At 68.4% G+C, this 13223-nt stretch carries 13 protein-coding genes; 9 read left to right on the forward strand and 4 right to left on the reverse strand.

From position 1 onward, the window contains the following. Positions 1 to 270: 270 nt before the first annotated feature. The 4 genes from OHA18_RS21060 (at position 271) to OHA18_RS21075 (ending at position 3701) form a co-directional block, all read left to right on the forward strand. Positions 271 to 1554, forward strand: coding sequence for an ABC transporter substrate-binding protein (locus tag OHA18_RS21060; RefSeq protein ID WP_329005875.1), 1284 nt, complete (start codon positions 271 to 273; stop codon positions 1552 to 1554). Between the two features lie 97 nt (positions 1555 to 1651). Continuing rightward, complete coding sequence (locus OHA18_RS21065; RefSeq protein ID WP_442914400.1) at positions 1652 to 2716, forward strand: carbohydrate ABC transporter permease; 1065 nt, start codon at positions 1652 to 1654, stop codon at positions 2714 to 2716. Beyond that, positions 2716 to 3570, forward strand: a complete 855-nt coding sequence (locus tag OHA18_RS21070; protein WP_329005876.1) for a carbohydrate ABC transporter permease — start codon at positions 2716 to 2718, stop codon at positions 3568 to 3570. The genes OHA18_RS21065 and OHA18_RS21070 overlap by 1 nt, the downstream gene beginning before the upstream one ends. Beyond that, complete coding sequence (locus tag OHA18_RS21075) at positions 3567 to 3701, forward strand: hypothetical protein (protein ID WP_329005877.1); 135 nt, start codon at positions 3567 to 3569, stop codon at positions 3699 to 3701. Before OHA18_RS21070 ends, OHA18_RS21075 begins: the two co-directional genes overlap by 4 nt. Before the next feature lie 52 nt (positions 3702 to 3753). On the opposite strand, the gene OHA18_RS21080 is transcribed toward OHA18_RS21075, so the two are convergent. Further along, positions 3754 to 5391, reverse strand: coding sequence for a glycoside hydrolase family 13 protein (locus OHA18_RS21080; RefSeq protein WP_329005878.1), 1638 nt, complete (start codon positions 5389 to 5391; stop codon positions 3754 to 3756). Between the two features lie 128 nt (positions 5392 to 5519). On the opposite strand from OHA18_RS21080, the gene sucC reads away from it, so the two are divergent. Next, on the forward strand, positions 5520 to 6692 hold the full coding sequence (sucC, locus tag OHA18_RS21085) for an ADP-forming succinate--CoA ligase subunit beta (protein WP_329005879.1): 1173 nt from the start codon (positions 5520 to 5522) through the stop codon (positions 6690 to 6692). A 14-nt stretch (positions 6693 to 6706) separates the two neighbouring features. After that, the gene (gene sucD, locus OHA18_RS21090) at positions 6707 to 7597 is read left to right on the forward strand and encodes a succinate--CoA ligase subunit alpha (protein WP_329005880.1); all 891 of its coding nucleotides are present in this window, start codon (positions 6707 to 6709) and stop codon (positions 7595 to 7597) included. A 46-nt stretch (positions 7598 to 7643) separates the two neighbouring features. Here the strand turns inward: sucD and OHA18_RS21095 are convergent, their stop codons facing one another. Continuing rightward, entirely contained in the window at positions 7644 to 8981 is a 1338-nt protein-coding gene (locus OHA18_RS21095; RefSeq protein WP_329005881.1) for a hypothetical protein, read from the reverse strand. Between the two features lie 175 nt (positions 8982 to 9156). Here OHA18_RS21095 and OHA18_RS21100 point away from each other — a divergent pair, with 175 nt between their 5' ends. Genes OHA18_RS21100 through purH form a run of 3 tightly spaced genes read left to right on the forward strand, consistent with a single transcriptional unit; the run spans position 9157 to position 12603 of the window. Continuing rightward, positions 9157 to 10407 carry a cell division protein PerM gene (locus tag OHA18_RS21100; protein ID WP_329005882.1) on the forward strand — a complete coding sequence of 417 codons (1251 nt, stop codon included), beginning with the start codon at positions 9157 to 9159 and terminating at the stop codon, positions 10405 to 10407. A gap of 10 nt (positions 10408 to 10417) precedes the next feature. Continuing rightward, positions 10418 to 11047 (forward strand): phosphoribosylglycinamide formyltransferase, encoded by a 630-nt coding sequence (gene purN, locus OHA18_RS21105; protein ID WP_329005883.1) that lies wholly within the window; start codon positions 10418 to 10420, stop codon positions 11045 to 11047. Further along, the gene (gene purH, locus OHA18_RS21110) at positions 11044 to 12603 is read left to right on the forward strand and encodes a bifunctional phosphoribosylaminoimidazolecarboxamide formyltransferase/IMP cyclohydrolase (protein WP_329005884.1); all 1560 of its coding nucleotides are present in this window, start codon (positions 11044 to 11046) and stop codon (positions 12601 to 12603) included. Before purN ends, purH begins: the two co-directional genes overlap by 4 nt. A 129-nt stretch (positions 12604 to 12732) precedes the next feature. Here purH and OHA18_RS21115 read toward each other — a convergent pair whose 3' ends face one another. Both OHA18_RS21115 and OHA18_RS21120 read right to left on the reverse strand, forming a co-directional pair. Next, positions 12733 to 13050 (reverse strand): helix-turn-helix domain-containing protein, encoded by a 318-nt coding sequence (locus tag OHA18_RS21115; protein WP_329005885.1) that lies wholly within the window; start codon positions 13048 to 13050, stop codon positions 12733 to 12735. A gap of 19 nt (positions 13051 to 13069) precedes the next feature. After that, positions 13070 to 13195: a hypothetical protein gene (locus OHA18_RS21120; protein WP_329005886.1), complete on the reverse strand. Its 126-nt coding sequence runs from the start codon at positions 13193 to 13195 to the stop codon at positions 13070 to 13072. Positions 13196 to 13223 lie beyond the last annotated feature (28 nt).

The following is a 13223-nucleotide window of genomic DNA, read 5'->3' on the forward strand; positions in this document are numbered from 1 at the left end:
TAATACCGAATCGTTAGGAAATGCCCGGTTGTGCGGGCTTCCCAAACGCGGTCGCATACAGCCATGCGGCTGTCCGTTTCAGAGACCGTCGACGGGACTGTGTGTGGCTCAGAACACATCGGCCCTGTTCTCGGTTACTGTCCGGACATGGCGGATCGCAGTGCGGTGGGGGTCTGCGATCAACCGGGCCGGACCAAGCGATACGTCCCATCGGGAGAGGGCAGGTAAACGATGAGGTTTGAACGATCACACGCACGCAGGACGGCCTTCGTGGCCGTGGCAAGCAGCCTCGCGCTGCTGGCCACCGCGTGTGGTAGTGGCGATGACGGAAGCAGCAGCGGCGGGGGCAGCTCGGCCGGCGCGCTCGAGGGCCGAGGACCGATCACACTTGCCAGCGGCAAGGACACGTCCGGAAACCTGCAGAACCAGCTCAACGCTTGGAACGCGTCGCACCCGAACGAGAAGGTGGAGCTCAAGGAGCTCCCCGACGACGCGGACGCGCAGCGCCAGCAGATGGTCCAGAACGCGCAGAACCAGTCCGACGCGTACAGCGTGCTGGTGATGGACGTCGTCTGGACGTCGGAGTTCGCGGCGAACCAGTGGATCACCCAGATCCCCGAGGACAAGGTGCCCGACCTGGGCAAGCTGGTCCCGGCGACGGTGGAGACCGCGAAGTACCGCGACAAGCTGTACGGCGTGCCGATCACCTCCGACGGTGGTCTGCTCTACTACCGCAAGGACCTGCTGACGGCGGCCGGTGTCACCGACGCGCCGAAGACCTGGGACGAGCTGCTGGCCGACTGCCAGAAGGTCGCGGCGACGCCGGGCGGCAAGGGCATGAACTGCTACGCGGGCCAGTTCGAGAAGTACGAGGGCCTGACGGTCAACTTCTCCGAGGCGGTCAACTCCGCGGGCGGCTCGATCGTCGACAAGGACGGCAAGCCGGACGTCGACACCCCGGAGGCGCTGGCCGGGCTGCAGGAGCTGCAGAACGGCTTCAAGACCGGAGCCATCCCGAAGGCCGCGATCACCTACAAGGAAGAGGAAAGCCGGCGCGCGTTCCAGGACGGCAAGCTGCTGTTCCTGCGCAACTGGCCGTACGTCTACTCGCTGGCGAACAAGACCGACGGTTCGTCGAAGATCGCCGGCAAGTTCGCGGTCGCGCCGCTGCCGGGCAAGGACGGCCCGGGCGTCTCGTCGCTGGGTGGCCACGACTACGCGATCAGCTCGTTCGCCAAGAACAAGGCGACCGCGGTGGACTTCATCAACTTCATGGCCAGCGAAGCCCAGCAGAAGGACAACCTGTCCAAGACGTCGCTGGCGCCGACCTGGGCCTCGCTGTACGACGACCCGACGCTGATCAAGCAGTTCCCGTACCTGCCCCAGCTGAAGGCCTCCATCGCGTCCGCCCAGCCGCGGCCGCGAGTGGTCAAGTACGGCGACGTGACGGCGGCGATCCAGCAGGCGGCGTACGACGCGCTGAGTAAGGGGTCCGACCCCAAGGCGACACTCACGGCGCTGCAGACCAAGCTGCAATCGCTCATCACGCAATGACCGATGTGCCGGGGCCGGTGCGCGGTGAGACAGTGACCGCGCACCGGCCCCGGCCAGTCCCTGCCCGGGTTCGCCCGGGAAGCAAAAGGAGGCGCAGGTGACTGCAACGGCGCCGGTCGCGGAACGGCCGGCCAAGGAACCGAAGCAACCGAAGCGACCGCAACGGTTCAACGAGGGCACCGGCCGGCTTGCCGCGCTGCTGCTCTCTCCGACGCTGCTCGTACTCGGGCTCGTCGTACTGTTCCCGATCATCTCGGCATTGCGTGAGTCGCTGTTCACGAGCGGCACGACGCTCGACTCGAACGGCTTCATCGTGAAGGGCTCGACGTTCGTCGGGCTGGACAACTATCTGGACATCTTCAAGGGCGACACCGGCCGCCGGTTCTGGAACGCGTTCTACAACACGACGTTCTTCACCGTGGTCTGCGTCGTACTGGAGACCGTGCTCGGCGTCGCGATGGCGCTGATCATGCACAAGGCCTTCAAGGGCCGCGGTATCGTCCGGGCCAGCATCCTGGTCCCGTGGGCGATCCCGACCGTCGTCTCGGCGCTGCTGTGGAAGTGGATCTTCCAGGCCGACGGCATCGCCAACCAACTGATCGGCACCCAGGTGCTGTGGTCCACCGAGGGCTGGCAGTCCAAGATGTCGGTGATCATCGCCGACACCTGGAAGACCGCACCGTTCATCGGCCTGCTGGTCCTCGCAGGACTACAGACCATCCCGGCCGAGGTGTACGAGGCGGCGAAGGTCGACGGCGCGAGCGTCTGGAAGACCTTCACCCGGATCACGCTGCCGCTGGTGAAGCCCGCGCTGCTGGTGGCAGTGCTGTTCCGGATCCTCGACACGCTGCGGATCTTCGACCTGCCGTTCGTGCTGGTCGGCCCGCACAAGGACTCGGTGGAGACCTTGTCGATGCTCGCGTACGACGAAGCGTTCAATACCAGATACGGCCCGGCGGCCGCTTATGCGACGGTGCTGTTCGTCTACGTCGCCGTGGTCGCCTATGCCTTCGTGAAGATTCTCGGAGCCGATGTGATCGGTGAGGCCCGGGCCAAGAAGCCCGGTGGTGGCGCCGGCGGCAAGCGCTGGCGGAAGAAGAACGCGGCCAAGGGAACCTCTGACGCCGCGGTCGGTGCCGTCACCGTGGGAGGTGGAAGGTAATGGCTGCTGTAGCTCCCCAGCCGGCCGAGGCCGGTCCGCTGCGCCGGTGGGCGCCGCTGGCAGGCGTCGCGGTGATCGTGATCTACTGCCTGGCGCCGTTCTACTGGATGGCGGTCTCGGCGTTCCGCCGGCCGTCCGACCAGTTCTCCAACAAGATCATTCCGGCGCCGTTCTCGATCCAGAACTTCAAGGATGTCTTCGCCGGCTCGAACGGTTTCGGCCGGGGCCTGCTGAACAGCCTGATCGTGGCCGGCACCGTGACGATCCTGACGCTGATCATCGGCATGGTCGCCGCGTACACGCTGGCCAGGCTCGACTTCAAGCTCAAGAACGTCGTCCTGGCGATCATCATCACCACGTCGATGTTCCCGGGGATCTCGCTGGTGATCCCGCTGCTGAAGCTGTTCATCGACATCAAGTGGATCAACACCTACCAGGCGATGATCGTGCCCAGCCTGTCGTTCGCACTGCCACTGGCGGTGTGGAACCTGACCTCGTTCTTCCGGCAGATGCCGCAGGAACTGGAGCAGGCGGCGATGGTGGACGGCTGCACCCCGGCGCAGGCGTTCCGCAAGGTCATCATCCCGTTGGCCGCGCCCGGCGTGTTCACGACCGCGATCATCACCTTCATCGCGGCCTGGAACGAGTTCCTGATCGCGCTGAGCATGACCAACAAGAAGTCGATCCAGACGGCGAACGTGATCATCTCGCAGTTCACCGGTACGACCGGCCGCGACCAGCCGTTCGGCAGCCAGATGGCCGCCGGTGTGGTGGTCACGATCCCGCTCGTCATCGCCGTACTGCTGTTCCAGCGCCGTATCGTCGCCGGCCTGACGGCAGGTGGCGTGAAGTGAGCGCCGACCGGGACCGCCGCGATCGCGAGGATCGTGACCGGCGGGATCGCGACGACCGGGACCGCCGCGATCGCGAGGATCGTGACCGGCGGGACCGGGACGAACGCGACCGCCGCGCTCGTCTGCGCTAGGGCCAGAACAGAGAAACGGCCGGAGCTCATGCTCCGGCCGTTTCTCGTTGGTTCAGACCTCGAGCCAGACGGTGGTGTCCACCGGGAGTACGCCGTCGGTCAGGGGCTCGCTGGCGAGGAGCACCTGCTGGTGGGGCGGCAGGGCGACCGGGGCGTCGCTGATGTTGACCACGCAGCGGAAGCCCGGCTCGCGGGTGAAGGAGAGGACGCCGGCCGGGATGTCGGTATCCCAGACCAGGCGGCCTTCGCCGAGGGCCGGGTGGTCGCGACGGATCCGGAGCGCCGCCTTGTAGAGGCTCAGGTGGCTGTCAGGGTCGCCGGCCTCCGCCTCGGCGGTCAGACCGGACCAGTCCGCGGGCTGCGGGAGCCATGGCTGGCCGGTACCTGGACCGAAGCCGTACGGCGGCTCCGAGCCGGACCACGGGATCGGGACGCGGCAGCCGTCGCGGCCTCGAACGGTGTGGCCGGAACGCTCCCAGGTGGGGTCGTCGAGCACCTCCTCCGGCAGGTCCTCGACCTCGGGCAGTCCGAGCTCGTCGCCTTGGTAGATGTACGCGCCACCAGGAAGCGCCAACTCCAGCAGCGCAGCGGCCCGCGCCCGGCGCAGTCCGAGGTGCAGATCGGTCGGTACGGCGCCCGCACCCTCGAGCGCGTCCCGCTTGTCGCGGCCGAACCGGGTGCGGTGCCGGATCGTGTCGTGGTTGCTCAGCACCCAGGTGGCCGGTGCCCCGACCGCCCACAGGTTCTCGGTGCTGTGGTCGATCACCTCACGCAGCTCCTTCGCGTCCCACGCGGCGCGCAGGGCGTCGAAGTTGAAGGCGGAGTGCAGCTCGTTCGGCCGGACGTACTGCGCGAGCCGCTCCGCCGGCGACAGCCACGCCTCGGCCACGAAGACCCGGGGACCCTGCGGCGTATCGGCGTACTCGTCGGCGATCGCTCGCCAGCGCTGGTGGATGGTGTGCACGCCGGGCTGGTCGTAGAACGGGTTCCCGACGTACTTGTCCCGCGTCGGCTCCCCGTTGTGCAGCGGTACGTCGGGCAGGGTCGCGTCCTTGGCCATCGAGTCGGCCACGTCGATCCGGAAGCCGTCGACGCCCCGGTCGAACCAGAACCGCAGGATCGCGTCGAACTCCTCGATCACCTTCGGGTTGTCCCAGTTCCAGTCCGGCTGCGAGATGTCGAACAGGTGCAGGTACCACTGGCCGTCGTCGATCTGCTGCCAGGCGCCGCCGCCGAACGCGGCCGGCCAGTTGGTCGGCGGGCCGCCGTCCTCGGAGTCCCGGAACCAGAACAGGTCGCGCTCCGGAGCGCCCTTGCCTGCCGCCAGCGCGGCCTTGAACCACGGGTGCTCCCAGGAGCAGTGGTTCGGCACCAGGTCGATCAGGATCCGCAGGCCCAGCGCGTGTGCCTCGGCGATCAGCGCGTCGGCGTCGGCCAGGGTGCCGAACTCCGGGTTGATGTCGCGGTAGTCGGCGACGTCGTACCCGCCGTCGAGCAGCGGGGACGGGTACCACGGGCTGATCCAGATGGCGTCGATCCCGAGGTCGGCGAGGTACGGCAGCCGGGCCCGGATGCCGTTCACGTCGCCGGTGCCGTCACCGGTGGCGTCGGCGAACGAGCGCGGGTACACCTGGTAGACGACGGCGCTACGCCACCAGTCGTCAGCTGGTCTGATCTCAGCATCGGTCATGTGATCTAGCCTGACATGGGGCTGCAGGGAGGCTGTGACGGTCGTCTCAGCACTGACCCCGGCTGTTGTCCTGATCACCAGGGTGGCTAGTGTCAGGATCCCGTACAGGCGAGAGAGGGACCACACTCGTGGATCTGATGGAGTTCCAGGCGAAGACGGTCTTCGCCAAGCACGGAGTGCGGACGACCGTGGGTGCGGTCGTCACGACTCCGGAGGAAGCCCGCGCGGCGGCCGAGAAGATCGGCGGCCGGGTGGTCGTGAAGGCCCAGGTCAAGACCGGTGGGCGCGGCAAGGCCGGCGGCGTCAAGCTGGCCTCGAGCCCGGACGAGGCGGAGGAGAAGGCCCGCGAGATCCTCGGGCTGGACATCAAGGGTCACGTCGTCAAGATCCTGAACATCGTCCCGGCCGCGGCGATCGCGGAGGAGTACTACTTCTCCTTCCTGGTCGACCGGGCCAACCGCAACTACCTCTGCATCGCCTCCGCCGCCGGCGGCATGGAGATCGAGGAGATCGCGCACACCGACCCGGACGCGATCGCGCAGATCTCGATCGACCCGGCCAAGGGTGTCGACGACGCCAAGGCGCGCGAGATCGCCGTGGCCGCGAAGTACCCGGCCGACGTGATCGACGCCGTCGTGCCGGAGATCGTCAAGCTGTACGACGTCTTCATCGCCGAGGACGCCTCGCTGGTCGAGGTGAACCCGCTGGTCAAGCTCGAGGACGGGAACGTCGAGGCGCTCGACGGCAAGGTCACCCTGGACGAGAACGCGGACTTCCGGCACCCGGACCACGCCGAGTTCGAGGACGTCTCGGCGGCCGACCCGCTGGAGGCGGCGGCCAAGGCCAAGGGCCTGAACTACGTGAAGCTGGACGGCTCGGTCGGCATCATCGGCAACGGCGCGGGTCTGGTCATGAGCACCCTCGACGTCGTCGCGTACGCCGGTGAGGAGTTCGGCGGCCAGAAGCCGGCCAACTTCCTCGACATCGGCGGTGGCGCGTCGGCCGAGGTGATGGCCAACGGCCTGGAGATCATCATCTCCGACCCGCAGGTGGAGAGCGTGTTCGTCAACGTCTTCGGCGGCATCACCGCGTGCGACGCGGTGGCCAACGGCATCGTGCAGGCGTTCGAGCTGCTCGCCAGCCGCGGCGAGGCCGTCACCAAGCCGCTGGTCGTCCGGCTGGACGGCAACAACGCCGAGGAGGGCCGCCGGATCCTCGACGAGGCCGGCCTGGCCGGTCTGGAGCGGGTCGACACGATGGACGGCGCCGCCAAGCGCGCCGCCGAGCTGGCTGCGAAGTAAGGGATCGCCGAACAATGTCTATCTTCCTGACCAAGGACAGCAAGGTCATCGTCCAGGGCATGACCGGCTCCGAGGGCACCAAGCACACCACCCGGATGCTTGCCTCGGGCACCAACATCGTCGGCGGCGTGAACCCGCGCAAGGCGGGCCAGAGCCAGGACTTCGACGGCAAGTCGGTCGCGGTGTTCGGCACCGTCGCGGACGCGGTCAAGGAGACCGGCGCGAACGTGTCGGTCATCTTCGTCCCGCCGAAGTTCACCAAGGACGCCGTACTGGAGGCCGTCGAGGCCGAGGTGCCGCTGGTCGTGGTGATCACCGAGGGCGTGCCGGTGCACGACACCGCCGCGTTCTTCGCCGCCGCGCAGGCGTCCGGCAAGACCCGGATCATCGGCCCGAACTGCCCCGGCATCATCACCCCGGGCGAGTCGAACGCCGGCATCATCCCGGCCGACATCGCCGGCCAGGGCCGGATCGGTCTGGTGTCGAAGTCGGGCACGCTGACGTACCAGATGATGTACGAGCTGCGGGACTTCGGGTTCTCCAGCGCGATCGGGATCGGTGGCGACCCGATCATCGGGACGACGCACATCGACGCGCTGCAGGCGTTCCAGGACGACCCGGACACCGACGCGATCGTGATGATCGGTGAGATCGGCGGCGACGCCGAGGAGCGGGCGGCCGCGTTCATCAAGGAGAACGTGACCAAGCCGGTCGTCGGGTACGTCGCCGGGTTCACCGCGCCCGAGGGCAAGACCATGGGACACGCGGGCGCGATCGTGTCCGGCTCGTCGGGTACGGCGGCCGCGAAGCAGGAGGCCCTCGAGGCCGTCGGCGTGAAGGTGGGCAAGACGCCGACCGAGACCGCCAACCTGATGCGCGAGATCATGCAGGGGCTGAGCAAGTAGCTGCTGAACAGAGCGGGACCTGTCCCTTCGGGGGCAGGTCCCGTCGTTATTTGTAGGCGGCCGAGCGGTCGACCGCGCGGGTCACGGTGTCGTTGAACATCGTGTCGGAGATGTCGAGCTCCTTCAGTACCGGGAACAGCACGTAGACGGCCCGGTCCCCGGACCCGGCGATCCCGATCCGGTAGACGAACTTCTTCCCGTCGCCGGTGTCGTACGTCGCCTTCCAGCTCTTGCCCTTGATCGTGCTGGTCTGGATGGTGCCGGTCGACTCGACCTTCGCGTTCGAGACGTTCTTCTCGCAGGCGTCGACGTTCTTGCGGATCTGGCTGACGAAGTTCGCCGCCGCGGTCGTGGTGGCGAACTTCGCGACGGTGTCGTCCAGACCGAACTCGGTCGGCACCTTCGCCTCCGGCGTCACGTACGTGACCGTGCCGAACTTCGTCGGCTTGGTCTTCTTGAAGTCGATCTTCTCGCAGCCGGTGCCGCCGGGGCTGCCCTTCGCGGCCGGGGCGCTCACCCACGGCTTGTCGATCTCGGGCAGCAGCGGCAGGTCGACCGAGGCCATGAAGCCGGGAGCGTCGACGTTCGGCAGCAGGGCCGGCTTGGCGACCGGAGCGCCGGTGCCGCAGCCGCCGGACTGGTCGCAGATCTTCTTCGCCGCGGCGTTCGCCGTGGCCAGGACGGCGTCGGGTTTGGGCGGCAGGGCGGCGACGGTGTCGTGCTCGACCACGATGGTGGCCTGACCGGCCAGCGTGACCGCGACGGTCTTGTACTTCGTCTTGGACCCGGGCACCTGACCGAACACGGCGATCACGCCGCGCTCGCCGACGCCGGTGGTCACGTAACCGGACGACAGCCGCGTCTGCGGGGCGGTGCACTGGCTCAGCCAATGGACGACGGAGGTGTAGGTCGCGGCCGCGGCGGTCTTGTCGTGCGACACCTCGACGTACTGAACGGCGGTGTCCTTGGTCGTCGCGTTCTGGAAGGTGCGGACCCAGGTCCGCAGGCCGGCCGGGTCTGCGAACCGCTGCGCCTGGCAGGCGAACGAAGTGGCCGGTGCCGAGTCGCCGTCGGCGGTCTTGGTGACCGCCCAGGCGCCGGTCGCCCCGAGCGACTTCGCGCCCACGGCGTCGAGCAGCGCCTTGTCGTCGGCCAGCACGTTGGAGTTGGCCGGCTTGTCGTCGGACGCGCTGCTGCCGGCCTTCGGGTCGGGCGTCTTGTCACCGCCGAAGGCGTTCAGCGCGGCGACACCGCCGCCGCCGACCAGCACTACGACCGCTACGCCGGCCGCGATCGTCTGGTTCCTTTTGCGCGCCTGTTGGCGACGCGCTTCCCGGGCAGCGGCGCGACCGCCGCCGCGTGATGCACGGTGGGAACCGGCCAAAGCTCGACCTCCTGACTGATTCCACCCGACAGTACCGGGTAGACCAACGTCGCTCCCACTCCGCTACCACCAAGCGAACACGTCGGAACTGAGGGTGAGCAAGCGGGCTGAAGTGTCCCACATCCGGCGTGTCAGGACGAGTGGCGTCCGTGCCCGGGGAGACGATGGGAGTCAGATGACCGACATGCTGAGCCGCCCGGGCGCCCGGGACGGCGAATCGAGCGCTACGCCCACGTCGGAGATCGCCGCCCAGACCAAGCCGTTGGTCGTGTCGGCCGTGATCTCGGCCGGCGCCTGCCTGCTCACTGGTCTGCTCACGTGCGCCGCGGTCGCGGTGATCGGCTGGCTGGGCGCGACGTTCGGCGGCGCGTCCGGCGCGGTCCGGGCCGGCGCCTCGGCCTGGCTGGTCGCGCACAAGGCCGCCGTCACAATCGGCGCCGGCCGGATCAGCATCGCGCCGCTCGGACTGACCCTGTTCTTCGCCTGGTGCCTGTACCGCGGCGGCAAGTCCGCGGCCCGCTCCAGCGCCGCCGACCGGACCAAGGACCTGATCTCGCTGGCCGGAGCGTTCGCGCTCGTCTACGGCCTGGGCGGGCTGGTGGTGGGGTTGCTCACGGCGGACGGCGCGCTGAAGGTGTCACCACTGTCCGCGTTCCTCGGCGCGTTCTCGCTGGCGCTGGTCGCCGGCACCGCCGGAATTCTGGTCGAGTCCGGTGCCGCGGAGGACTTCGCCGACGCAACCCCGGCCGGTCTGCGAGACACAGTTCCCGCCGCGATCGCCGCCGTACTGACCGTGCTCGCGATCGCCACACTGCTGTACGCCGTACTGCTCGCGATCCACTTCTCCCGGATCACCGGCATGCTCGAGCTCCTGGACGCCGGTGTGATCGGCTCCATCGTGCTGTTCGCGATCTGCCTGATGCTGATGCCGAACATGGTGCTGTACGTCGTGGCGTTCCTCGCCGGGCCCGGATTCCAGTTGGGGACCGGCACCACGATCGCGCCGACCGGCGTGGACGTCGGCAACCTGCCCGCGTTCCCGCTGCTGGCCGCCGTACCTGCCGACGGCGCGACTCCGTCGTACCTGCTGGTGCTGACCGCGCTGGTGCCGCTGGTGGCCGGGGCGGTCGCCGGGCTGGTCGTCGTACGGCGTGGGCGGGTCGAGCGGGACTCTGACGTGCTGGGTTGGGACGCGTTCGCGCTGCGGGGCGCGATGGCGGCGCTGCTCGCGGGGATCATCGTGTTCGTGCTGCTGGCGATGTCGGGCGGATCGGCCGGGCCGGGGCGGATGGCGGCGATCGGGGTTCCCGGGGCGCTGCCGGCGGCCGGCGTACTGACCGCGGGGATGGCGATCGGGGCCGCGATCACGGCCGCCGTGGCCGCCTCCCGCCGACCGGCTGCGGAAGAGGCCGACGCGGAGCGATAGGCTGCCCGCCGTGACTTCTGCTTCTGATTCCGGTTCTGCTGCGCGCCTCGTCGTGCTCGTGTCGGGATCGGGATCGAACCTGCAGGCCCTGCTGGACGCCTGCGCGGACCCGGCGTACGGCGCTCAGGTGGTCGCCGTCGGCGCGGACCGCGACGGGATCGCCGGCCTGGACCGGGCCGCGGCCGCCGGCGTGCCGACGTTCGTGCACAAGGTGAAGGCCTACCCGGAGCGGGCGGACTGGGACCAGGCGCTGACCGCGTCGGTCCTGGAGCACAAGCCCGACCTGGTCGTTTCCGCGGGCTTCCTCAAGCTCGTCGGCGACGACTTCCTCGCGGCGTTCGGCGACCGGTACATCAACACCCACAACGCGCTGCTGCCCGCGTTCCCCGGCATCCACGGTCCGCGGGACGCGCTGGAGTACGGCGTGAAGGTCGCCGGCGCGACGCTGTTCTTCGTGGACGGCGGCGTCGACACCGGGCCGATCATCGCGCAGGTCGTCGTACCGGTTCTCGATGACGACAGTGAAGAAGACCTGACCGAGCGGATCAAGGAGGTCGAACGCCGCCAGCTGGTGGAGTGGGTCGGCCGCCTGGTGCGCGACGGCTGGACCATCACCGGACGAAAGGTTCGACTGAAGTGAGCACCGACCGCAGGCCGATCCGCCGGGCGCTGATCAGCGTCTACGACAAGACCGGTCTGGAGGAGCTGGCGTCGGCGCTGTCCAAGGCCGGTGTGCAGATCGTTTCCACCGGTTCGACCGCGGCCCGGATCGCGGCAGCCGGCGTACCGGTGACGAAGGTCGAGGAGCTGACCGGATTCCCCGAGTGCCTGGACGGGCGGGTCAAGACGCTGCACCCGATGGTGCACGCGGGTCTGCTGGCCGACGTCCGTCGGGACGAGCATGTCGAGCAGCTGCGCGAGATGCGGGTCGAGCCGTTCGACCTGCTGGTGAGCAACCTGTACCCGTTCACCGAGACGGTCGCTTCCGGTGCGTCGGTCGACGAGTGCATCGAGCAGATCGACATCGGCGGGCCGTCGATGGTCCGCGGCGCGGCGAAGAACCACGCGAACGTGGCGGTCGTGACGTCGGCCGCGCAGTACCCGTCGCTGTTCACCGCGCTCGAGGAGGGCGGGTTCTCGCTGGAGGAGCGGAAGAAGCTCGCTGCGGCGGCGTTCGTGCACACGGCGGACTACGACATCGCGGTCGCGTCGTGGATGGGCAGCGTGCTCACCGACACCAGCGACGGTTCGAACTTCCCGGCGTGGGTGGGGTCCTCGTGGGAGAAGTCCGCCGTACTGCGGTACGGCGAGAACCCGCACCAGCCGGCGGCGCTGTACCTCAACGGCCGCGGCGGGTTGGCCGGGGCGGAGCAGCTGCACGGCAAGGAGATGTCGTACAACAACTACGTCGACGCGGATGCGGCTCGGCGTACCGCTTATGACTTCAGCGAGCCGGCCGTGGCGATCATCAAGCACGCGAACCCGTGCGGGATTGCCGTGGGCAAGGACATCGCCGAGGCGCACCGGCGGGCGCACGAGTGCGACCCGGTGTCGGCGTACGGCGGTGTGATCGCGACGAACCGCCCGGTGTCGGTGGATCTGGCCAAGCAGGTCGCGGAGATCTTCACCGAGGTCCTCGTTGCTCCGGCTTTCGAGGACGGCGCCGTCGAGATCCTGCAGGGCAAGAAGAACATCCGCCTGCTGGTGGCGCCGGCCGTCTCCGCGGACGAGACGGTCGAGATGCGTGCGATCAGCGGCGGGCTGTTGCTGCAGCACCGCGACCGCTTCCAGGCTCCCGGCGACGACCCTGCCGCGTGGACGCTGGCTGCCGGGTCGCCTGCCTCCGACGAGGTGCTGGCCGATCTCGCGTTCGCCTGGAAGGCGTGCCGCGCGGTCAAGTCCAACGCGATCCTGCTGGCCACCGACGGCGCCTCGGTCGGCGTCGGCATGGGCCAGGTCAACCGAGTCGACTCCTGCCGCCTGGCCGTCTCCCGCGCCGGCGAGCGCGCCACCGGCTCGGTAGCCGCCTCGGACGCCTTCTTCCCCTTCCCCGACGGCCTCGAGGTCCTGATCGAAGGCGGCGTCAAGGCAGTAGTCCAACCAGGCGGCTCCATCCGGGACGAAGCCGCCATCGAAGCCGCCACCAAGGCCGGCATCACCATGTACTTCACCAACACCCGCCACTTCTTCCACTAGCCATGTAGCCCCCGCGGCGGACTGTGCTTGTCGGAGGCGACATGGTGGCGAGGACTGTGACGTAACCCTCCGTGCCGGCGACTGAAGATACCTAGGGAAGGTCTCGTGCAGGGCGTGAGTTGATGGCAGTCAGCCGAGGACCAGGCGTTCGTCTCCGAAGTCGGCGATGATCTCGAGCTTGCCGCCGAGCGCCTCGACGTACTTGCGGATGGTGCTCAGCTCCGAGCGAGCCAGGTCGCCACGCTCGATCTTGGACACCGCGGTCTGGGTGATGTGGAGTCTGTCCGCGAGGTCGTTCTGGGTCAGGCCGTACTGCTGCCGCACATCGGCCAGCCGGTGTGCGCGGACCTCCGCCAAAGCCTCGTGCTTGAACCCGGCGACCTCGGCCTCGTCCTGCGGGGTCTTGATGAACTCGTCCCGCACCTCTTGATGCGTCCTGTACTTCACTGCCATCTCCTCCACCAGTTCATGTTTCCTGGCCACCTTTCTTCAGGTCGATCAACCACTCGTCGTAGAGCTCATCGGCGATCGGGATGTTCTCGCGGTACCACGCCTCCCATCGATCCACCTTGTCGCCACCGATCAGCAACACTGCCTGCCTGCCTGATCGGGTCGAAGGC

Source organism: Kribbella sp. NBC_00709 (assembly GCF_036226565.1).
In the GTDB taxonomy this organism is placed as follows: domain Bacteria; phylum Actinomycetota; class Actinomycetes; order Propionibacteriales; family Kribbellaceae; genus Kribbella.